We start from the raw sequence: 20243 nt of genomic DNA on the forward strand, positions 1-20243 counted from the left end.
GTAGTGGCATGACCACCGCACTGACCACCGACAGCAGCGCCCGCCTACCCGGGTTGATCCGCCGACTGAACGGCGACGAGAAACACGCACCCAGCGCGCACTCCACCATTGACGTCCTCCAGGTGCTCTACGACCGGGTGTTGCGGGTCACCCCCGACACCGTCGACGACCCGGAGCGGGACCGGTTCCTGCTCTCCAAGGGCCACGGACCGGCCGCCTACTACGCGGTGCTCGCCGCGCACGGCTTCATCCCGGACACCTGGCTCGACGACCTGGCCGGGCCGGCGAGCCGGCTCGGCCACCACCCGGACCGGCTCCTGGTGCCCGGGGTCGAGATCGGCTCCGGCTCCCTCGGGCACGGGTTCGGGCTGGCCGTCGGCACCGCGCTCGGCCTGCGCGCCCAGGGGCTGAGCAAACCCCGGGTGTACCTGCTGCTCGGCGACGCCGAACTGGACGAGGGATCCAACCACGAGGCGATCGCGTACGCCGGAGCGACCGGCCTGGACAGCCTCACCGCGGTCGTGGTCGACAACGCGTCGGCCAGCCACGGGTGGGCCGGCGGCATCGCCAGCCGGTTCACCGTCAACGGCTGGACTGCCGACACCGTCGACGGCCGGGACCACGAAGCCCTGTACGCGGCGTTGACCGGGCACCGGCCACGACAGCCGCACCTGGTCGTCGCCCGCATCGGGAGCAACTGATGACCGACATGCGTACCGCCTTCATCGACACCACCACCGCGCTCCTCGACGAGGATCCGCGTACCGCACTGGTGCTGGCCGACATCTCGGCGAGCCAGTTCGCCCCAGTCGGGCACCGGCACCCGGACCGGGTTCTCAACGTGGGGATCCGGGAGCAGCTGATGATCGGTGTGGCCGGCGGGCTCGCACTGACCGGGCTGCGTCCGATCGCGCACTCGTACGCGACGTTCCTGGTGGACCGGGCGTACGAGCAGATCAAATTGGATCTGGACCATCAGGGCGTGGGGGCGGTCCTGGTCAGCATCGGCGCGTCGTACGACGGGTCGGCGGAGGGCCGCACCCACCAGTCGCCCGGGGACGTGGCGCTCTTCGACTCACTCGGCGACGGCTGGACGGTCCGGGTGCCCGGTCACCCGGACGAGGTGGCGCCGCTGCTGCGCACCGCCGCCACCACCGACGATCCGATCTACCTGCGCCTTTCCGAGCAGCGCAACGCCGAGGCGTACCCGGATGCCGCCCGGCTACGGGTGCTCCGGCGGGGCGGGACGGACGCGCCACTCGTGGTGGCGGTCGGGCCGATGCTCGACCCCACAGTGGCGGCGACGGAGGGGATGGACGTGACGGTGGCGTACACCCACACGCCCCGGCCGTTCGACACGCGGGGGCTGCGGGCGCTCGTCGACACCGATGTGGTGCTGGTCGAGCCGTACCTGGCGGGGACGTCGAGCGCGCTCGTCAGTCGGGCGCTGGCGGACGTACCGCATCGACTGCTCGCCCTCGGGGTGGGTCAGACCGACCTGCGACGGTACGGGAATCCGGCCGACCACGCCCGGTGGCATGGTCTGGACGCCGACGGTCTGCGGCGGTCGATCAGCGCGTTCCTGGGGTCAGTTGGCGGCTGAGGCGGTGGGGCGGCGACGAGCGCGCTCGCGCCCGAGGATCCAGATCGCCTCGACGCCGTCCTTCCAGGTGATCTTCTTGCCCTCTTCCCGGCCGCGCGCCCGGTAGCTGATCGGCACCTCGTACGGCCGGATCCGGCGACGCAGCAGCTTGCCGGTCACCTCGGCCTCCATGCCGAAGCCGCGCGAGCGCACCTCGAGTGACCGGTAGAGCGCCACCGGCATCAGCTTGAAGCAGGTCTCCAGGTCGCCGATGTAGGAGTTGAACAGCACGTTCGCCGCCATCGTGACGCCCTTGTTGCCCATCACGTACCAGAAGCTGTAGGCGCTGTGGCTGCCGAAGGTGCGGTTGCCGTAGACCACGGTGGCCCGCCCGTCGAGCACCGGGTCGAGCAGCTTGGGGATGTCCTGCGGGTCGTACTCCAGGTCAGCGTCGAGGATGACCATGTAATCGCCCTCGGCGTTGTCGACCGCCGTCTTGATGGCGGCACCCTTGCCGGCGTTGCGCTGATGGGTGATGACCCGCAGGCGGGCGTCGTCGGCGCGACCGAGGACCTCCCCGGTGCCGTCCCGGCTGCCGTCGTCGACGACGACAAGCTCGACCTCACAGGGATAGTCAACCGCCAGTGCCTGCTTGAGGGCATCCGCGATGCGTTCTTCCTCGTTGTAGACCGGCATGAGGATCGAGAGCTTCACGGGGATCTCCACGGTGGCGGCAACACGTCGGCCATAGCCTAGCCTGGTTGGTTTGTTCATCACCTACCGCCACTGCGGGGCAGTCGACGTGGCGGGTTCAGATCAATGGTGTTTACTTCCGCCATGTCGGCTGCCGGCTCCCTGCTCGCGGTGGTTCCCGCCGCCGCGGTGCTCCTGCTCACCGTCGCGGCGAGGCCACGCACGGTGGGCGCTGTGGCACCGCTGCGGCTCGCCGTGGTGCGCGCCGTCCTGCTCGCCGGGGCGTACGCGGTGCTCGTCGTCGAGGTGCTCGGCGCGACCCACGCGCTGACCCGGCCCGCATTCGCCGTCGCCTGGCTGTTCTTCCTGGTCGCTGCCGCGCTGGCGGCAGGTCTGCGCTGGCGACGGGAGACCCGCCTCGGGCAGTCGGCGGCCGCCGTACCGCTGGCGGTGCCGGTCGGCGCGGTGGTGTCCGGTGGTGGCTCCGAGGTGTCCGCCCCGACCGCCGAGCGCGGTGAGCCCGCGCCCGCGCCGCCCCGGGCCGGTCGGGGGCCTGCCGGTCTGCTCGCCGCGGCGGTCGACACCTGGCGTACGGCCCGACCGGGCGAGCGGCTCCTCGCCGCCACGATCGGCGGGCTGGTCCTGGTGGAGTTGCTGGTCGCGCTGCTGGCCGAGCCGAACAACTTCGACTCGCAGACGTACCACCTGCCGAAGGTGGAGCACTGGGTGGCCCAGGGTGACCTGGACTTCTGGCCCACGGCTATCCACCGGCAGGTGACCATCCCGCCGGGGGCCGAGTACCTGCTGCTGCACCTGCGCCTGCTCAGCGGCGGGGACCACCTGTACAACCTGGCGCAGTGGGTGGCCGGGGTGGTCTGCCTCCTGGTGGCCGCACGGATCACCGCTCAGCTCGGCGGTGGCCGGCGGGCCCAGTTGCTCACCGCGTTCGTGCTGGCGACCACGCCGATGGTGGTGCTCCAGGCGACCAGCACGCAGACCGACCTGGTCTGCGCGGCGTGGGTGGCCTGCGCGGCGACCCTGGCGCTGGACGGGCTGCGTCGACGGACCGGCTGGGGCACGCTGCTCGGGCTGGGGGCGGCTACCGGGCTGACCGCGGTGACGAAGACCAGCGGCCTGATCGCTGTCGGTCCGCTGCTGGTGCTCTGGGGGTTGGCCCAGCTACGGCTGGCCCGGACCGGGAGCGCGGCGGCGACCGAGTCGGCGGCGGAGGGCGCGGCTCGGCGGTCCCGGCCGGTCGGCGGGCTGGCCCGCACGGTCGGCGGTTCGGTGCTGATCCTGGTGGTCGCGGCCGTGGTGGTCGGCCCGTTCCTGGCCCGGGTGACAGTCGAGTTCGGCCACCCGCTGGGGCCACCCCGGCTGCGCGAGTCGATCCCGATGGAGCGGCACGGCCCGGCGTCGGTGGTGGTCAACGCGCTGCGGATCGGGCACACCGCGTTCGACACGCCGCTGGCGCCGCTGCGCCGGGCCGGGGCCGAAGTGATCATCAGTGGTGCCGAGGCGATCGGGGTCGATCCGCAGGACCGTGCGATCACCTTCGGCCGGGAACTCTTCCCGGAGCCGGCCTGGTACCCGGACGAGGACCGGGTGGCGTTTCCGCTGGCCGGGGTGTTGGCGGTGATCGGCGCGGTGATCGCGCTCGGCCGGCCACGGCAGATCGCCCCCGAGCGGGCCGGGTCGCTGCGGGCGTACGCGGTGGTGGTGCTGACCGCCGTGCTGCTGCACACCGCGATGATCAAGTGGCAGCCGTGGGGCAACCGGCTGCTGCTCTACGCCGTGGTGCTCGCCGTGCCCCTCGCCGGCCTCTGGTTGGACGCGCTCTTCCGCCGCCGCTCGGACGACCCCGCACCAGCGGCTGCCGGCGGCGCGTCGGTGGGCGGTCGGGGACGTCGTTCGGTGGCCACCGTGGCTGCGGTCACCGTGCTCGCCACCTCGGCGTTGGCCGGAGTGCTCGCGCTGTCGTACGGCTTCCCGCGCCGGCTGGTCGGTGCGGGCTCGGTCTTCACCACCTCGGACTGGGACACCCGGTTCCTGCGCCGACCGCAGTGGGCCGACGAGTTCCGCTGGGCGGCGACAGCGGTCCGGGACAGCGGCGCGCGCCGGATCGGGTTGGTGCAGCAGAACGACAACTGGGAGTACCCGTGGTGGCTGCTGCTGCGGCAGCCCGACGGTGGCTCGCCTGAGCTGGTGGCGTTGCAGTCGGTGCTGCCGGAACGACCGCCGGCCGATCCCGCCTCGGTCGACGCGATCGTCTGCACCGGCGGCAAGGCGGCCTGCGCCAAGCTCGTTCCGGCCGGCTGGCGGCTGGAGTTCCGCGGCTACGTCGGCTACGCGCTGCCGCCGGGCCGCTGAGCGGGACGGCCGACCGGACGCCGCCGGGCCGGGAGCCCGGTGCCGTCGGACTCGGACGGTCCGCCCCGGCGGCCCGGAACGGACCAGCACGGCCACCGAACCGCCGGACCAGAGGCCCGGATAGTCCGATCCGGGCGGTTCTGCATCCCGCGCGCAAGGATCCGAAGCGCATTCACATCTGTTGATCCGCACGTTACCGTCTGGTAACTCAATCGACGTCCCGCGATTGAGCCGAAAGGAGTGCGTCGATGCCTGCAATCCCCGCCAGGCCCGAACGCGCGACCCGACGACGGGCCATCACCGTCGCCGTCGCCGTCGCCGCTCTCGTGCTACCGATGCTCGCCGGACCGGCCACCCCCGCCAGTGCCGCCGACCGACCGACCGTCCAACCACTCCCCGCCAACCTCGAAGCCATCCGGGCCGCCGAGGCGACCGCCCTCTACGGCAGCCCCGCGATCCGCCCGATCGAACAACGCCGAACCGCGTTGATCACCATGGGTGACAGCGAGATCTCCGGTGAGGGGGTCGGCAACTACGTCCCCGGCACCCACCAGGACGGCAACTGGTGCGACCGCTCGTACGACCAGGCGGTGTTCCGCACCGGCATCACCTCGGACGCGCAGTACAACATCGCCTGCTCCGGTGCCACCCCCTGGAACCTGATCGCCGGCGGCCCCACCCAGCACAACGAACTGAACCAGGGCGACTACCTGGGCATCAAGGCGCGCAACACGCACGTGAAGCTGATCTGGGTGGTGGTCGGCGCGAACGGTGACGGCACCATCCAGTTCGGTCCGGTCGCCACCGACTGCGCCGTCCGCAGGGTGTTCTTCCAGGGCGCCTGCTACCCCACCTACACCGACCAGTGGACGATCCGCACCGACGGCAGCCGACAGGCGGTGGAGTCGGCGCTCACCGACATCCGGCAGACCATGACCAAGGCCGGCTACCTGCGCTCGGACTACGAGCTGGTGCTGATGTCGTACCCGAGCCCCGGCAGCCCCGACGTCGAGGACAACCCCAACTTCCCCGGCTGGTACGCCGGCGGCTGCCTGCTCTACCTGGCCGACGCGGCGTTCGCCCGGAACAAGGCGGTGCCGATGTTCGAGTCGGCGCTGCGGTCGGCCGCGGCGAACACCGGCACCCGCTACCTGGACGCCAGCCGGCTCTTCCACGGGCACGAGGTGTGCACCGACAACACGTCGGTCCGCGGTCTGTACATCGAGGTCGGCATCTGGAACGAGAACGCCGCCCGCCAGTCGTTCCACCCCAACGCCCGTGGGCACGGCATGTTCGCCCAGTGCATCACCCAGTTCTGGAACTCCGGGCAGACGCGGGCCAGCTGCGTCGACCCGGCCAGCACCGGCAGTGGTGTGCTCTACCCGGGGCTGATGGAGTTCAAGCAGTTGCGCAACCTCGCCACCGGCACCTGCGTCGACGGCAAGGGCTACGACTCCCGCAACGGCACCGTGCAGCAGCCGTACTCCTGCCACGGCGGGCGCAACCAGGGCTTCTGGTACGACTCGACCCGGCGGTCCCTGCACTCGGAGCTGTCCCACGACCGGTGCCTGGACGTCGCCAACAGCTCGATGACCGCCGGCACCGCCGTCAACATCTACGACTGCAACGGCACCGGCGCGCAGCAGTTCGTCTTCTCCGGCAACCAGATCAGGCCGGCCGCCGCGAGCAACCTCTGCGTGGCGTTCGACAACCCGTTGCTGGGCAGCTCCCGCCTGCGGTTGGCGACCTGCTCCAGCAGCACCCGACAGCAGTGGTCGTTCGAAGCCCGTACCGCCGCGAACCCGGTCGGCTACGGACACGACGACTTCATCGGCTCCCGCGTCTACTGAGTGGGGCAGGGGCCCTGGCGTCGACCAGGGCCCCTGCGCTCACTTGGCGCGGGGAACGAGGATCAGCCGGGCCACGCCCTTGTCGCCGTCCTTGGCGCCGGCGACGCCGAGCGTCGCGCCGACTTTGACCTCGCTCGGCTGCACGGTGGCCCGCCGCTCGACGACCCGCAGGTCATCGCCGAAGGTCCAGGTCATCGTGAAGCCGTCGGAGGACTTGACGGTCATCGAGTCGCCGTCGATCGCCGTCACCTCACCGCGCTGCACGGCGACGGTCCGCGTACCGCCGTCCTTCGTCTTCACCACCGCCTCACCGTGCAGGGTGTTCTTCCGCAGCAGCACGCGGGCCTGGCGCCGCTTGCGCCACTCCTCGCCGCGCTTCTCCCGGCCCTTCTCCTGGGCGGCGGGGGATCCGCCCGGCGTCGGGGTGGCCGGTGCGGCGACGGTCAGTACGTCCAGGTCGTCGGCGTCGAAGCCCATCGCGGTCAGCGCCTGACCCTCGACTCCCATGGCGGCGGCGACCTCGACGGCGGTGTCCCGGGCGGGCTGGCTGGCCACCTCGGCCGCGCCGCAGCCGCTGACGCCGAGCGCGACCGCCGCGAGCAGTGCCGTGGTGCCGGTGGCGATACCCCAACGTGGCATGACTCTCCCTCTCGTCAGTGGAGCCCTCAGCCTTCCTGGGAACGACGAGCGGAGCGTCAAGCCGATGTTCGGGTCAGGTAAGGATCACCGGGCAGCCGGACCGTGAAGGCGGCACCGCCCTCCGGCGCGTGCCCCGCGGTGATCTCCCCGCCCAACCGGCGGACCAGCCCGGCGGCCAGCGCCAACCCCAGGCCGCTGCCCACCTTGCGCACGCCCCGGTACCGCTCGTGCAGCGCACCGCGTTCGAAGGCCACCGCCAGGTCGTCGTCGGTGAAGCCCGGCCCGCCGTCGCGGACCTCGAACACGCCGCCGTGCGCCGGGTCCGCGCCGGCCGGCCGGACCGCGAGCACCACCGGCGACCCCGGGGGTACGACCCGCAGCGCGTTCTCCAGCAACCCGTCCAGCACCTGCCGGATCCTCCCCGGATCGGTGTACCCGGGCACCGGCCGACCTGGCGTCTCCACCCGGAACGGCACGCCCACCGCCGCGCACCGACCGGACCAGGTCGGCTCCGCGTCCACTGCCAACTGGGTCAGGTCCACCGGCACCGGTTCAAGGGGGAAGTCGGCGGCCTCCAGCCGGGCCAGCGCCAGCAGATCACCGATCAACCGGTCCAGGTGCTGCGCCTCGGCCAGCACCGTCCGGCCGGTGTCCACCGTGTCGTCGGCACCGAGCACCCCGTCGGCGAGCGCCTCGGCGTACCCCCGGATCGCTGTCAGCGGGGTGCGCAGCTCGTGCGAGACGGAGAGCAGGAACTCCCGCTGCCGGCCCTCACTGGTGGCCAGCGCGGCAGCCAGCCCGTTCAACGCCTCGGCCAGGTCGGCGACCTCGTCCGGCGGCTCGACCGGCACCCGGACGGCGCGGTCACCCGCACGCAGCCGGGCGGCGGCGGTGGCCGCGACACGGATCGGCCGGGCCAGCCGGCGGGCCAGCAGCAGCCCGGCCACCACACCGGCGGTCAACCCGGCCAGCAGCGGCAACCAGAGACTGAGCAGCACGCGCGCCCACAGCCCGGTGGCCAACGGGCGGGAGAGCACCACCCCGTTGCCGCCGGCCAGCGCCCGACCCTCGACCAGTGCCCACTCACCGTTGACCGAACGGCGAGCCGACACGTTGCGGCCCTGCCCGATCCGCTGCACCACCCGGGGAGGCAGGCCCGGCCGGTCGGCGGCACCGCGCCTGATCAGGTACGCGTCGATGCCCTGGTCGCGCAGTTGCTGGATGAGGCGTTCCTCGTCGGCGCTGCGACCCCGGTCGAGGCGGGTCCGCAGCACCTCGGCGGCGAGCCGGGCCTGGGCGGCGAGCGCCTCCTGCTCGCCCCGCTGCACGCCACGGATCGCCAACGGCACCGCCACGATCGCGGTGACCAGCACCGACACCAGCGCCACCGCACAGGTGACGAGCACCGCGCGGGCGGTCAGCGTACGGCCGAACCGGCCTCGTCGCGGTGCGGCGGGTGGGGTGGCGCCGACCACCGGCAGGGCCATGGTCGGCGACTCGACGTGCCCGGGGTGATCACGCATCGACCGCGTACCCCACCCCGCGATGGGTGCGGATCACGCTGGCCGGCCCGAGCTTCGCGCGTACCTGGGCGACGTGCACGTCCACCGTCCGGGTGCCGGCGTGCGCCGCGTACCCCCAGACCCCGGCCAGCAGCTCCTCCCGGGTGAAGACCCGGCCGGGCCGGGCCATCAGGTGGGCGAGCAGGTCGAACTCGGTGGAGGTGAGCTGCACCGGGGCGCCGGCGGCGGTGACCGTACGGCGGGCCGGGTCGAGCGTCACCGGGCCGACGACACGTGCCCGGTCCGCGGCCTCCGGGCCACCGGCGGTCCGGCGCAGCACGGCGCGCACCCGGGCGACCAGCTCCCGCGGGCTGAACGGCTTGGTGACGTAGTCGTCGGCACCCAACTCCAGGCCGATGATCCGGTCCACCTCGTCGTCCCGGGCGGTGAGGAAGATGACCGGAGTCCAGTCGCCGGCCTCGCGCAGCCGGCGGCAGATCTCGGTGCCGGGGAGGCCCGGCAGCGCGATGTCCAGCACGCAGGCCACCGGACGCAACCGGCGGGCCGCGCTCAGACCGGCCTCGCCGTCACGTTCCAGGTGGACGCCGAACCCGTCCCGGGTGAGGTAGAGCCGGACCAGGTCGGCGATGGCCGGCTCGTCCTCCACGACGAGGACGAGCCCGCGATGCGGCGTTTCGGCGGTCACCGGCCCATGATTGCCGACCCGGTGGGCCGGGTGCGATCGGTGCGTGTTCGAGTTCGGTAAAGGCGGTGCGAAGCCCGACGGGGCGTCAGCTCACCAGGACGGAGCGAACATCCCGGGCCGCGCGGCGGCCGGCGTGTCACCGATGCTGGCGACGACCCGCGCGCCGGTTGGCCGCAGGCGGGTCCGGAACGCCTGGTTGAGCAACGCGTCGAGCTGCCAGACCTGCTTCGGGTGGCTGGTCCGGATCAGGAACCGCTCACGGATCCCGTCGATCGCGGTGGCCGCCATCTCGACCGACTGCAACCGCGGGTCCGGGCTCCAGGTGACGTTGCTCAGCTCGCGGAGCTCGGTGTTGAGGTGCAGGCGCAGTCGGTGCAGGAGGCGGGTCTGCTGGGTCACCACCAGTCGGCGGTGCGTGAGCAGCAACAGGTAGTCGCCGGTGACCGGGCGGTCGGGGCGGCTGCAACGGGTGACCAGGATGGTGGCGTCACCGGAGCCGACGCAGCGGCGGAAGACCGGCATGTGCCGGCTCACCGTCTGCACGGCCAGGCCAGCCTCGGCGGCGGCCGGAAGGAACGTTCGGGAGAAGACGTCCATGACCTGCCCAACGACGTCCCCAGCGGGGTGACGTGGGTCACGGAGCTTTTTTGGAAGTTCCACGCCGCCAGTCGCACTGCCTGTCCGATTTTCGACTCGGACGGGTAGTGGTCAGACGGTGGGCTGAAGTGGACTGGCGGCGAACAGCTCCTCCAGCCAGCCCGGGACAGCGGCGGCGTACTCGGCGCGGGACTCCGCCGCCGTGTCCAGCGCGCGACGCCAGGAGAGCGACCGGCTCACCGGCCCCAGGGCGATCGCGAGGTCGGCGGCCTCCACCAGGGTCCGCCGGTCGTACCGGTCGGTCCACGCCTCCAGGTAGGCGTCTCGCAACCGAACCAGTTGGGCGTCGTCGGTGGCGAGCTTCCTGGCGTCCGCGACGGCACGCAGGGTTACCAGCAAGGTGCCGAACGGGTGCGCCACCGAGGCGTCGCCCCAGTCGAAGTAGCGGTAGCCGTCCCGACCCGCGAAGACGTTGCCGTCGTGCAGGTCGTCGTGTTGCACGGTGGCCGGGATGCCGATGTCGGCGAGCCGCCGGCACCGCTGCGCGTACGACGGCACCTCGGCCCGCAACCGCTCGTGCAGCTGCGGGCTGAGCCCGCCCTCGGCACCGATCAGTAGCGCCTCGCGGTCGTCGAGCAGCTCGACGAAGAGGTCGGCCAGCACCTCCGGCCGCTGGTCCGGCACGCCCCGGGCGACCAGCTCGTCGGCGTGCGGGGCGCTCGCCAGTTGCAGCGCCGCGTACCCGGGCAGCGCCCGCTCCCAGTGCGCCAGATCACTGTCGCGCGCCAGCACGTCGCGCAACGACTCGCCACCGTCGGGCAGCAGCGACCAGCCCTGCTCCGGGTCCACAGCGATCGGCGCCAGCACCCGGTCGGGCGTCAACTCGGCGAGCGCCGTGATCAGGACCGCCTCGTGCACGGTGCCGGGGTTGTTGGCCTTGAACCAGACCGGGCCGTCGTCGGTGGGCACCCGCCAGACCAGCGACCAGGGCCGCTCCCGAGGCTCCACCAGCCCGGTCACCCGGCGACCGGCCCGGCTCAGCTGCGCGTCGACCCAGGAGCGGGCCCGCATCTGCCACCGTTCGTCGGACCAGTCGGGGGTGCGCTCACCGGGGATCGTCGTCACACCGGGCACCCTAGGTGGCCCTTCCCGGCCGGGGCCACGTCTTTTCCGACCGCGAGTCAGACCAGCTCGACGATGGTGGCGTTGGCCATGCCACCGCCCTCGCACATGGTCTGCAGGCCGTAGCGGATCCCGTTGTCGCGCATGTGCTGGAGCATGGTGGTCATGATCCGGGCACCGGAGCCGCCGAGCGGATGACCGAGGGCGATCGCCCCGCCGCGCGGGTTGAGCCGCTCCGGGTCCGCCTCGGTCTCCGCCAGCCAGGCCAGCGGCACCGGCGCGAACGCCTCGTTCACCTCGTACACCCCGATCTCCTCGATGCCCAGCCCCGCGCGGCGCAGCGCCTTCGCGGTGGCCGGGATGGGCGCGGTGAGCATGGTGACCGGGTCGTCGGCGGCGACCACGGCGGTGTGGATCCGGGCCAGTGGGCGAAGGCCGTGCCGGCTGGCCCAGTCGGAGGTGGTCACCGCGAGGGCCGCGGCGCCATCGGAGATCTGGGACGCGGAACCGGCGGTCACCACGCCGTCGGCGCGGAACGGGGTCGCCAGCTCGCCCAGCTTCTCCAGGGAGGTCTCCCGGCGGATGCCCTCGTCGGCGGCGAACTTGCCGCCGTCGGCGAGCGGCACCGCCGCCAGCTCCGGGTCGAACGCGCCGGCGTCCTGTGCGGCGGCCGCCTTCTTGTGGCTGGCCAGCGCGAACTCATCGAGCTGGGTACGCGAGAGGCGCCACCGCTGGGCGATCAGCTCGGCCCCGACCCCCTGGTTGAACGGCAGCGGCGCGTCGTCGGCGAAGCCCTCGACGCCCCGGTAGCGGGCGCGCAACTGGTCACTGAACGGCATGCCGCCGGCCACGCTGGAGCCCATCGGCACCCGGGTCATCGACTCGACTCCACCGGCGACCACCAGGTCGGCCTGGCCGGAGAGCACCGTCGCGGCGGCGAAGTGCAGGGCCTGCTGGCTGGAGCCGCACTGCCGGTCCAGTGTGGTGCCGGGCACCGACTCGGGCCAGCCGGCGGCGAGCACGGCGTTGCGGGCGATGTTCCACGACTGCTCGCCGACCTGCGACACGCAGCCCCAGAAGACGTCGTCGACCTGGGCCGGGTCGAGCCCGGTGCGCTCGGCGAGGGCGCGCAGGACGTGCGCCGAGAGGTCGACGGGGTGGACGCTGGCGAGGCTGCCCTTGCGCCGCCCGACCGGGGTACGAACCGCGCCGACGATGACCGCGTCACTCATGTTTACTCCCCGGTAACTTGGGCTGCCCCGATCCTACGTCGTCCCCGGACCGACCGTCCGCCCACACCTGCACGAGGTGCCGGAATCCGGGGGCCGCTGGCATGCTGGGCGGGTGGATGAGACCTCCCCGGTACGACAGTGGCGAGTGCCGTCGACCCTCCCGGCGGCGAAGCTGGCCGGTGCCGTCCTGCTCGTCGCGCTCGGGTTGCTCTTCGCCGACGGTGACCCGGTCCGCCTGACGGTGGCCGCCCTGGCCGCCGCGGCGCTGGCCGGCTGGGCGGTACGTGACCTGGTCGCGCCGGTCCGGTTGGCGGTCGATCCAGCGGGGCTCACCGTCATCCACGGCTTCGCCGGGCGGCGGCTGCTGCCCTGGTCGGCGGTCGAGGCCATCGCCGTCGACCGACGACCCCGGCTGGGGCTGACCAGCGAGACCCTGGAGATCGACGCGGGCAACTCGCTGCACCTGTTCGGCCGCTACGACCTGGGGGCCACCCCGGAAGAGGTGGCCGCCGCCCTGCGGGCCGCCCGCCCGGTCAGCTGATCTGTCAGCTGAGCAGTTGGGCGGTGCGGAAGAGGACCAGCGCGAGCAGCACCGCCAGGATGATCGCCCCACCGGCGACCTGCACCAGCGTCCGCCGACCACGCGGCGCGTACGCGAGCACCAACGCCATCAACGCGCCGACCGCCAGCCCGCCCAGGTGCCCGGGGATCGAGATGCCCGGCACGGTCAGCGTGAACACCAGGTTGATCACCAGGATCGGGATCACCTGAGAGATGTCCCGACCCAGCTTGCGTTCGATGATGATCAGCGCGGCGAAGAGGCCGAAGACCGCCGTCGACGCGCCGGCCGTGGCCGAGTTCTGCGCGCTGAACAGGTAGGCGGCGACGTTACCGCCCAAGCCCGCGATCAGGTACAACGCGCCGAAGCGCAGCGGCCCGAGGTTGGCCTCCAACGACCGGCCGAGCACCCACAGCGCCCACATGTTCAGCAGCAGGTGGATTACGCCGTAGTGCAGGAACATCGCGGTGACCAGCCGGTACCACTCGCCGTCGGCGATGCCACCGAGCGTGCCGTCCGGGAAGAACGCCAGCCCGAGCACCGAACCCCAGTTGGTCAGCGGGGTGCTGCCACCCATGAGGCCGCCGAAGCCGGAACCGCCCACCGCCGCGTCCCCACCCCGGTCCGAGGCGATGGAGAGCAGCATGAGCAGCACGTTCAGGGCGATGAGGCCCTTGGTGACATAGCCGTGCCGGCCGGCCGTACCGCCGCCGAAGGCGGTACGCGCCGGCCGGACACTGCGACGCCCCTCGTTGACGCACTCCGGGCACTGGTGCCCGACCGAGGCCTCCCGCATGCAGTCCGGGCAGATCGGCCGGTCGCAGCGGGTGCAGCGGACGTAGGTCTCCCGACCGGGGTGCCGGTAGCAGACCGGGGTGGTCGGTGGCGACTCGCTCACCGGGCCGACCCTCCGTCCGCCGCCGCGCGGTCCACCGGCCATGCTCCGGAGCGCTCAATCATGCGAGCAAAGGTACCTCGCCGGTCGCTCAGGAAGCAGACCGCTCGATCTCGACCCGCTCGATGACGACGTCCTGGAGCGGACGGTCGCTCGGGCCGGTCGGGGTGTTCGCGATCGAGTCCACGACCTTCACCGACTCCTCGTCGGCGACCTGGCCGAAGATGGTGTGCCGGTTGTTGAGGTGCGGCGTCGGGGACACGGTGATGAAGAACTGCGAACCGTTGGTGCCCGGTCCGGCGTTCGCCATCGCCAGCAGGTAGGGACGGTCGAACCGCAGCTCCGGGTGGAACTCGTCGGCGAACTTGTAGCCCGGCCCGCCCCGACCGGTGCCGGTCGGGTCGCCCATCTGGACCATGAAACCGCTGATCACCCGGTGCGAGATGGTGCCGTCGTAGTACGGACCGTTGCCCGGCTGACCGGTGCGCGGGTCGGTGTACTCACGGTTGCCCTCGGCCAGGTCGACGAAGTTGCGGACGGTCTTCGGCGCGTGGTTGGGGAAGAGCTCCAGCCGGATCGGGCCAGCGTTGGTGTGCAGGGTGGCGTAGACAGCCTCGGCCACGGGTACTCCTCACTCGTTGGTCAGTTCCATGCGGATCCTCCCATGTGCCCGATCTGGCATCGCGGAGGCATCCGAAGGTGGAGGATGACGAAGGAACAACTCCCAGGAGGTAGGACCGTGTTTGGATTCGGGCGGCGGCAGTCCCAGGCGCAGTTGGCGAAGGCCGAGCTGAACCAGAGCATCAGCCACCTGATGCAGGCAGCCAACCACGCCGCGAAGGGCGCCGGCGCGACCGTCGGCCCGCGGGTCCAGGTGGCCCGGGGCTACGTCGGGCCGACCGCGGTGAAGGTACGCGACCGCGCGGCGACCGGCTGGGGCACGACTCTCACCACGCTGGCACCGCTGGCGGCGGCAGCTCGTGACGGCGCCGCTCAGGCAGGGCCGCTGACCAGGAAGGCCAAGTCGAAGACCATGCGGATCACCGGTAAGAAGAAGCAGCCGCGTCGTCGCGGCTCGATGATGACCGGCCTGTTGGCGGCGGGTGCCATCGCCGGCCTGGCCGGCGCGGTCGCGTTGCGCCGCCGCCGGGAGCAGCAGGAGTGGGCCGAGTACGACCCGACCCGCAGCACCCTGGAGCCGATGCGCGACGAGGTCGACTCGATCGAGGTCCGTACGCCGTCCGCCGCCAAGGGGTCGGACGGTTCCGCCATCTCCGGCGCGGCGGGGATGACCGGCGCGGGCAGCTCGGCGGTGGCCGGCGGTTCCAGCGCCAGCACCACCGCCCCGGCCAAGCAGACCGGTGTCCGCCCGACCGACAAGGTCCCGTCGGTCGCCGAGGGCGCCACTGACGTCTCCGGCCGGCCGACCGACGACCTCACCAAGGCGCTGGGCAAGGACACGGCCCGCACCAACGGCCGCCGCTGAGGTCAGCGACAGCGCGTGAAGCGCCGACGAGTGGGTCCCCCCGCTCGTCGGCGCTTCCGCGTCACGGTCAGAGCCAGCCGTTGCGGCGGAACCAACGGTAGAGGGCCAGCGAGACGCCGAGCATGAGGGCCAGGACGACGGGATAGCCGTACGTCATCCTCAGCTCGGGCATGTTGTCGAAGTTCATCCCGTAGATGCCGGCGATGGCGGTCCACACCGCGGCGATGCCTGCCCAGGCGGCGATCTTGCGCATGTCGTTGTTCTGGTCGACGGTGACCTGGGCCAGCCGCGCCTGGAGGATCGAGTTCAGCAGGTCGTCGTAGGAGTTCACCTGTTCCACGGTGCGGCTGAGGTGGTCCTGCACGTCCCGGAAGTACTTGCGGATCTCCTTGGGCACGTCCCGGTTGACCTGCGAGGTCAGCGTCATCAGCGGCCGTTGCAGCGGCACCACCGCCCGCTTGAACTCCACCAGCTCCCGCTTCATCTGGTAGATCCGCTGGATCCGGCCGTGGCCGTGCCGGTCGAAGACCTCCGCCTCCAGCATGTCCAGGTCGTCCTCGATCTGGTCGGCCACCTCCAGGTAGAGGTCGACCACCCGGTCGGTCACCCCGTACGCCACCGCCCACGGGCCGTGCAGCAGCAACTCCTGCTTGGTCTCCAGGTCGGCGCGGATCGGGGCGAGTCGGCAGGCGTCCCCGTGCCGGACGCTGATCACGAAGTTCGGGCCGATGAAGAGCATCACCTGCCCGGTCTCCACCACCTCGGAGTTCTCGGTCAGCTCGGTGTGCTCGCAGTACCGGGCGGTACGCAGCACCAGGAAGACGACGTCGCCGAACCGCTCCAGCTTGGGGCGCTGCTCGGCCTTGACCGCGTCCTCGACCGCCAGCTCGTGCAGGCCGTACGTCTCCGCGATGGCGGTCATCTCGGCCAGCTCCGGCTGGTGCAGACCGATCCAGACGAAGCCGTGCTCCTCGCGGCGGGCCGCGGCCAGCGCGTCCGCGTACGTCCAGTCGCCGGGCTGCCGTTTGCCGTCGACGTAGAGCGCGCAGTCGACCACCGCGCTGCGGCCGGGGCCGGTCGGTGCCGGGACGGGCGGCGAGCCGTCGGCGTTGAGGATGCGGGTCATCGCCCGCACCGGGGAGGGCCACGCCCGGGGTCGCAGCACCCGACCGGTGGCCGACGGTGCCGTCCGGTCCCGCTCTGTCCGATCCGTCATCGCGTCACCTCCCGCGCTCAGCTGCGGCTTGCAGGCTACGCCGACCGGAGTCGAGGACCGGTGTGACGGCGGTCGCGTGGGGGGCGGCGCCGGGCGGGCCGGGCCGCATCGGGGGGTGTGCGGGGGACGACACGGCCCGCCCGGCACCTGTGGGGGCGGGAGGTTGTGCTGCCGCGTCCACCCGGGCGGGGCCGGCCCGGGGACCGGGCGGTGATGTCCGCAGCTGACGGGGTGACGCTCGCAGCATTGTGGGCCAGCCGGCCGCCCGGAGGGGAGCCCCGGGACGGCCGGCATCGTCGTTCTGTCGGGAACCCGACAGATAATGTCAGTCCCGGACGGCCTCGACGGCCTCCGCAAGCCGCCGGACGCCCTCGTCGATCCGGTCGGCGGTCACCGCCGAGAAGGCCAGCCGGAGCGCGTGCCGCCCGCCGTCCACCATGAAGTCGCTGCCCTTGACCACGGCGACGCCGCGCTCGGCCGCCGCCGGGGCGAGCCGGTCGACAGACACGTCCTGCGGGAACTCCACCCACAGGAAGTAGCCACCGTCGGGCTCCACGAACCGCGCCTGCGGCAGGTGCCGGCGCAACGACTCGGCGAGCACCTGGGCCCGTTCGCCGAGCGCCGCCCGGACCGTCTCGATCGAGCGGTCGATGTCACCGGAGACGCAGAACTGGTGCACGATCGCCTGGGACACCATCCCGGGGGAGATGTAGAGGCTCGTCGCGTTCTTCGCGATGGCGGCGATCAGGTCGGCCGGGCCGACCAGGTAACCCACCCGCACACCCGGGCAGACCGTCTTGGTGAAGCTCGACGCGTGCACCACCACGTTGCGGGTGTCCAGCGAGAGCATCGACGGCAACGCCTCACCACGGAAGCGGATGTCCGCGTACGGGTCGTCCTCGAAGATCGTGAACTCGTACTCGGCGGCCAGGTCGAGCAGCTCCCGGCGCTTCTCCAGCGACAGCGTCATGCCGGCCGGGTTCTGGTAGTTCGGGATGACGTGCGCGAGCCGGGGCCGGACCCCGGACTCCAGCAACTTGCGCAGCTCGGCAGTGTCCAGACCATCCGGTTGGACCGAGATGCCGTGCAGCTCGCTGCCCATCCGCTGGAGGTTGAGCAGCGTCCGGTCGTACGTCGGGCGCTCCACCACCACCGCGTCGCCGGGGCGGACCAGGTGGTCGAAGAGGAACGCGTCGGCCTGGAGAGACCCGTTGGTGACCAGCACCTGGTCGGCCTCGACCCCGTGCTTCTCGGCGATCCACTTCCGCAGCGGGAGATACCCGACGGAGGTGCCGTACGCCGTCACCCCCGCGGGGTCGGCGTCGAAGGCGCGGACGGCGGCGGCCTTGAGCCCCTCGACATCGACGATGTCCAGCGAGGGAGCCCCACGGGCAAAGGAGATCAACTGCTCGGCGGTCATGGATGTTGAGCGTACGGGCGGCGACGGGGAACGCGCGGTCGGCACGGCGATGTCCGCATCCTGAGCCACCGGGTCGGGTGACCCCGCTGGACCGGTCGGCGGCAGATCAGACCGGAAGGGCGAGCGCGTCGTGCTGCGCGGCCCGGGAAAGTCCCCCCAGCTGCACGCCGAGCGCGTCGAGAAGCTGACTCCAGTCGAAGTAGGAACGCCAGGCGGTGATCCGGCCCTTGCGGGCCCGGACCACGTCGGCCACCTCCCAGCTCACCACCCGGCCGGTGGGAGCGACGGTGCCGTACGGGGAATGCAGGGTGCCGGTGTGGGTGCCGGTCAGCCGCAGCTCGACCGCCGCGCCCCCGCCGGTGCGGACCGAACCCATCGGGTCGACCCGCAGATCTCCGAAAGCGCCGGTCCAGGTGCGCAGCAGCGCGGGCAGCTCGATCGGACGGACCGTCACGCCCGGCATGGCGTAGAACGCCTCCGGTGCGTAGAGATCCGGCAACCGGGCCACGTCCCGACGCAGAAGCATCGCGTACTGCTGCTCGACCAGCCGTTCCGCGTCGCGCATCGGGACCTCCCCCGCGGGCCACGGCATTTCCGCGCCCGCACGGGGATGTCTACCCATCGATCCGGCCCGGCACACCACCCCCGGTCAGGTCGTGGCGACCGCCTGGTTCTCCGACCAGACCCGCATGATGTCCCGCACCGAGATCACGCCGGCGACCTCCCGGCCGTCCAGCACCACCAGGTGCCGGAATCCGCCCCGGGCCATCGCGGCGGCGGCCTCGGCCACTGTCCACTCCGGCCCCGCGTAGACAACGTCCCAGGTCAGATGGGCACCGGTGCGTTCCACGTCGCAGTCCAGGCCGGCGCCGATGGCCTTCAACACGTCGCGTTCGGTCATGATCCCCACGCCCTCGGAATCCGGGTCGATCACGACCGCCGACCCGACACCACGGGCCGACATCATCCGGGCCGCCTGGCGGAGCGTGTGCTCCGGACCGACGACGAGGACCTGGCTGGACATCGCATCCCGTACCTGCATCACGCATCACTCCTTTGGGACGGTGGCATTCGGTACAGACATGGTGGTCGGTGGATGTTTCCGGGACAAGAGCGGCATCGCACAAGCTGCGGACGCTGGCTACTGTCGGATGGTGTCCACCGAGCCCCTGCGCTGCGCCGGCGCGCTGATCGTCGACCATGACGGCCGCATCTTCTTCCAGCGCCGCTCACCACACCGACGCCTGTTCCCCAACTGCTGGGACATCGTCGGCGGCCACCTGGAGCCGGGCGAGGACATCGACGAGGCGCTCCGCCGGGAGATCACCGAGGAGACCGGTTGGGTCCTCTCGCACGTCCTGGGCCAGGTGGGCGAGTACAGCTACGTCGGCGACGACGGCCTGGCCCGGACCGAGCACGACTTTCTGGTCCGCGTCGACGGTGACCTCGACCGCCCGAGGTTGGAAGCCGGTAAGCACACCGAGTACCGCTGGCTGGCCGAGCACGAGCTGACAGTGCTCGACGAGCACCGCGACGTCAACGACGGGCTGATCCGGCGGATCGCCGAGGAGGGCTTCGCCGTCCTCCGGTCGATCGGTCTGTGAACACCGTCGCGCTGGCGCCCCACCGGATCGCCGGGCTGCTCGCACCGGCGGTGGACCGGACCTTCCGCGCCGGCATGCTGGCCGGCCGGGACGGTGGTGGCGCCGAACTGTCCCAGCGCTACGGCGGGGTCACGGCGACCGGCTTCCTGGTCGACCTGCGCACCCGACTGGCCGCACCCGGTGGCACCGTCGACGGGCCCGGGTTCGCGGCGATCACCCGCTACCACGACCCGGTCGTCTGCCGGCGAGCCGTGGACAAGCAGGTGGCCCACGGGATGATCTACCGCAGCCCGGACGGCACCCTCTCCGCCACCGAACGCGGCGCCGCCTTCCTCGCCGAGCTCTACCAGGTGCACGCCGAGGTCACCGAGGAGCTGTGGGCCGGTCACGACGACCGGGTGGCCCGACTGGTCGCCGTGCTCGGCCGACTGCTGTCGTACGCCCTGGTGCTGGCCGACGAGGAAGAGGACCGGGGTGGGTCGGCCTTCGCCGCGCTGGCGCCCCCGTACGAACCGGACGGCACCCCGTCGGGCGTACTGCTGCTCAACCGGCTCGGCGCGCTGCGACACCACCGGGCCGACGCGCACGCCGCCGCCTGGGCCGCCGCCGGGCACACCGCGTCGAGCATCGCTGCCCTGCCGCCCGGCCCCGAACGGCTCGCCATCGAACTGGAGACCGACCGGCGGGCCGCCGGCCCGTACGCCACGCTCGGCGCGGAGGAGCGCCTGACCATGCTCGCCGACCTGGCGGCGTTGCCCGGCTGACCGGTT

21 protein-coding genes are annotated in these 20243 nt (G+C 72.1%); 8 read left to right on the forward strand and 13 right to left on the reverse strand.

The genetic code is table 11. The features are described from left to right. The first annotated feature begins 8 nt into the window (after positions 1 to 8). A complete protein-coding gene (locus tag ACX27O_RS00165; RefSeq protein ID WP_358129677.1) occupies positions 9 to 701 on the forward strand; it encodes a transketolase in 693 nt (230 codons plus the stop codon). An 8-nt stretch (positions 702 to 709) separates the two neighbouring features. Continuing rightward, positions 710 to 1603 carry a transketolase family protein gene (locus ACX27O_RS00170; protein ID WP_210857669.1) on the forward strand — a complete coding sequence of 298 codons (894 nt, stop codon included), beginning with the start codon at positions 710 to 712 and terminating at the stop codon, positions 1601 to 1603. Here the strand turns inward: ACX27O_RS00170 and ACX27O_RS00175 are convergent. Then, on the reverse strand, positions 1589 to 2296 hold the full coding sequence (locus tag ACX27O_RS00175) for a glycosyltransferase family 2 protein (protein ID WP_030331614.1): 708 nt from the start codon (positions 2294 to 2296) through the stop codon (positions 1589 to 1591). The two genes, ACX27O_RS00170 and ACX27O_RS00175, sit on opposite strands and share 15 nt — an antisense overlap. Before the next feature lie 123 nt (positions 2297 to 2419). Here ACX27O_RS00175 and ACX27O_RS00180 point away from each other — a divergent pair, with 123 nt between their 5' ends. Together ACX27O_RS00180 and ACX27O_RS00185 are read left to right on the forward strand one after the other, a co-directional pair. Beyond that, complete coding sequence (locus ACX27O_RS00180; protein WP_458938795.1) at positions 2420 to 4645, forward strand: glycosyltransferase family 39 protein; 2226 nt, start codon at positions 2420 to 2422, stop codon at positions 4643 to 4645. Between the two features lie 248 nt (positions 4646 to 4893). Beyond that, on the forward strand, positions 4894 to 6495 hold the full coding sequence (locus ACX27O_RS00185) for a ricin-type beta-trefoil lectin domain protein (protein WP_358129672.1): 1602 nt from the start codon (positions 4894 to 4896) through the stop codon (positions 6493 to 6495). A gap of 39 nt (positions 6496 to 6534) precedes the next feature. On the opposite strand, the gene ACX27O_RS00190 is transcribed toward ACX27O_RS00185, so the two are convergent. From ACX27O_RS00190 to ACX27O_RS00215, 6 genes are all read right to left on the reverse strand, one after another. Next, on the reverse strand, positions 6535 to 7134 hold the full coding sequence (locus ACX27O_RS00190) for a hypothetical protein (RefSeq protein ID WP_030331620.1): 600 nt from the start codon (positions 7132 to 7134) through the stop codon (positions 6535 to 6537). A gap of 56 nt (positions 7135 to 7190) precedes the next feature. Next, positions 7191 to 8657 (reverse strand): sensor histidine kinase, encoded by a 1467-nt coding sequence (locus tag ACX27O_RS00195; RefSeq protein ID WP_358129666.1) that lies wholly within the window; start codon positions 8655 to 8657, stop codon positions 7191 to 7193. After that, complete coding sequence (locus tag ACX27O_RS00200; RefSeq protein ID WP_210857662.1) at positions 8650 to 9342, reverse strand: response regulator transcription factor; 693 nt, start codon at positions 9340 to 9342, stop codon at positions 8650 to 8652. The genes ACX27O_RS00195 and ACX27O_RS00200 overlap by 8 nt, the downstream gene beginning before the upstream one ends. A gap of 90 nt (positions 9343 to 9432) precedes the next feature. Further along, on the reverse strand, positions 9433 to 9939 hold the full coding sequence (locus ACX27O_RS00205; protein WP_030331626.1) for a hypothetical protein: 507 nt from the start codon (positions 9937 to 9939) through the stop codon (positions 9433 to 9435). A 111-nt stretch (positions 9940 to 10050) separates the two neighbouring features. Beyond that, positions 10051 to 11064 carry an aminoglycoside phosphotransferase family protein gene (locus ACX27O_RS00210; protein WP_358129662.1) on the reverse strand — a complete coding sequence of 338 codons (1014 nt, stop codon included), beginning with the start codon at positions 11062 to 11064 and terminating at the stop codon, positions 10051 to 10053. 56 nt (positions 11065 to 11120) lie between these two features. Further along, the gene (locus ACX27O_RS00215) at positions 11121 to 12293 is read right to left on the reverse strand and encodes a thiolase family protein (protein WP_458938796.1); all 1173 of its coding nucleotides are present in this window, start codon (positions 12291 to 12293) and stop codon (positions 11121 to 11123) included. A gap of 112 nt (positions 12294 to 12405) precedes the next feature. Between ACX27O_RS00215 and ACX27O_RS00220 the strand changes: the two genes are divergently transcribed. After that, the gene (locus tag ACX27O_RS00220; RefSeq protein ID WP_030331632.1) at positions 12406 to 12834 is read left to right on the forward strand and encodes a PH domain-containing protein; all 429 of its coding nucleotides are present in this window, start codon (positions 12406 to 12408) and stop codon (positions 12832 to 12834) included. Between the two features lie 4 nt (positions 12835 to 12838). On the opposite strand, the gene ACX27O_RS00225 is transcribed toward ACX27O_RS00220, so the two are convergent. Both ACX27O_RS00225 and ACX27O_RS00230 read right to left on the reverse strand, forming a co-directional pair. Then, the gene (locus ACX27O_RS00225; RefSeq protein ID WP_030331633.1) at positions 12839 to 13750 is read right to left on the reverse strand and encodes a rhomboid family intramembrane serine protease; all 912 of its coding nucleotides are present in this window, start codon (positions 13748 to 13750) and stop codon (positions 12839 to 12841) included. An 88-nt stretch (positions 13751 to 13838) separates the two neighbouring features. Further along, positions 13839 to 14369 carry a peptidylprolyl isomerase gene (locus tag ACX27O_RS00230; protein WP_030331635.1) on the reverse strand — a complete coding sequence of 177 codons (531 nt, stop codon included), beginning with the start codon at positions 14367 to 14369 and terminating at the stop codon, positions 13839 to 13841. Positions 14370 to 14453: 84 nt separating this feature from the next. On the opposite strand from ACX27O_RS00230, the gene ACX27O_RS00235 reads away from it, so the two are divergent. Next, positions 14454 to 15233 (forward strand): hypothetical protein, encoded by a 780-nt coding sequence (locus ACX27O_RS00235; protein ID WP_030331637.1) that lies wholly within the window; start codon positions 14454 to 14456, stop codon positions 15231 to 15233. 67 nt (positions 15234 to 15300) lie between these two features. Here ACX27O_RS00235 and corA read toward each other — a convergent pair whose 3' ends face one another. From corA to ACX27O_RS00255, 4 genes are all read right to left on the reverse strand, one after another. After that, positions 15301 to 16449, reverse strand: a complete 1149-nt coding sequence (corA, locus tag ACX27O_RS00240) for a magnesium/cobalt transporter CorA (protein WP_210857659.1) — start codon at positions 16447 to 16449, stop codon at positions 15301 to 15303. Between the two features lie 325 nt (positions 16450 to 16774). Then, positions 16775 to 17869: an aminotransferase-like domain-containing protein gene (locus tag ACX27O_RS00245; protein ID WP_030331641.1), complete on the reverse strand. Its 1095-nt coding sequence runs from the start codon at positions 17867 to 17869 to the stop codon at positions 16775 to 16777. Positions 17870 to 17975: 106 nt separating this feature from the next. Further along, on the reverse strand, positions 17976 to 18434 hold the full coding sequence (locus ACX27O_RS00250) for an ester cyclase (RefSeq protein ID WP_210865575.1): 459 nt from the start codon (positions 18432 to 18434) through the stop codon (positions 17976 to 17978). Positions 18435 to 18518: 84 nt separating this feature from the next. Then, a complete protein-coding gene (locus ACX27O_RS00255; protein ID WP_030331644.1) occupies positions 18519 to 18911 on the reverse strand; it encodes a CBS domain-containing protein in 393 nt (130 codons plus the stop codon). Between the two features lie 109 nt (positions 18912 to 19020). Between ACX27O_RS00255 and ACX27O_RS00260 the strand changes: the two genes are divergently transcribed. Next, positions 19021 to 19473, forward strand: a complete 453-nt coding sequence (locus ACX27O_RS00260; protein WP_030331646.1) for an NUDIX hydrolase — start codon at positions 19021 to 19023, stop codon at positions 19471 to 19473. Continuing rightward, the gene (locus ACX27O_RS00265; RefSeq protein ID WP_030331648.1) at positions 19470 to 20237 is read left to right on the forward strand and encodes a helix-turn-helix domain-containing protein; all 768 of its coding nucleotides are present in this window, start codon (positions 19470 to 19472) and stop codon (positions 20235 to 20237) included. The genes ACX27O_RS00260 and ACX27O_RS00265 overlap by 4 nt, the downstream gene beginning before the upstream one ends. Positions 20238 to 20243 lie beyond the last annotated feature (6 nt).

Source organism: Micromonospora sp. SD19, assembly GCF_054462275.1.

Excerpts from the sequence above, each read along its gene's own strand:
- ACX27O_RS00165 (WP_358129677.1), top strand. The coding sequence starts at position 9 with ATGACCACCGCACTGACCACCGACAGCAGCGCCCGCCTACCCGGGTTG.
- ACX27O_RS00170 (WP_210857669.1), top strand. The coding sequence starts at position 710 with ATGCGTACCGCCTTCATCGACACCACCACCGCGCTCCTCGACGAGGAT.
- ACX27O_RS00180 (WP_458938795.1), top strand. The coding sequence starts at position 2,420 with ATGTCGGCTGCCGGCTCCCTGCTCGCGGTGGTTCCCGCCGCCGCGGTG.
- ACX27O_RS00185 (WP_358129672.1), top strand. The coding sequence starts at position 4,894 with ATGCCTGCAATCCCCGCCAGGCCCGAACGCGCGACCCGACGACGGGCC.
- ACX27O_RS00190 (WP_030331620.1), bottom strand. The coding sequence starts at position 7,134 with ATGCCACGTTGGGGTATCGCCACCGGCACCACGGCACTGCTCGCGGCG.
- ACX27O_RS00195 (WP_358129666.1), bottom strand. The coding sequence starts at position 8,657 with ATGCGTGATCACCCCGGGCACGTCGAGTCGCCGACCATGGCCCTGCCG.
- ACX27O_RS00205 (WP_030331626.1), bottom strand. The coding sequence starts at position 9,939 with ATGGACGTCTTCTCCCGAACGTTCCTTCCGGCCGCCGCCGAGGCTGGC.
- ACX27O_RS00215 (WP_458938796.1), bottom strand. The coding sequence starts at position 12,293 with ATGAGTGACGCGGTCATCGTCGGCGCGGTTCGTACCCCGGTCGGGCGG.
- ACX27O_RS00235 (WP_030331637.1), top strand. The coding sequence starts at position 14,454 with ATGACGAAGGAACAACTCCCAGGAGGTAGGACCGTGTTTGGATTCGGG.
- corA (WP_210857659.1), bottom strand. The coding sequence starts at position 16,449 with ATGACGGATCGGACAGAGCGGGACCGGACGGCACCGTCGGCCACCGGT.
- ACX27O_RS00245 (WP_030331641.1), bottom strand. The coding sequence starts at position 17,869 with ATGACCGCCGAGCAGTTGATCTCCTTTGCCCGTGGGGCTCCCTCGCTG.
- ACX27O_RS00250 (WP_210865575.1), bottom strand. The coding sequence starts at position 18,434 with ATGCGCGACGCGGAACGGCTGGTCGAGCAGCAGTACGCGATGCTTCTG.
- ACX27O_RS00255 (WP_030331644.1), bottom strand. The coding sequence starts at position 18,911 with ATGCAGGTACGGGATGCGATGTCCAGCCAGGTCCTCGTCGTCGGTCCG.
- ACX27O_RS00260 (WP_030331646.1), top strand. The coding sequence starts at position 19,021 with ATGGTGTCCACCGAGCCCCTGCGCTGCGCCGGCGCGCTGATCGTCGAC.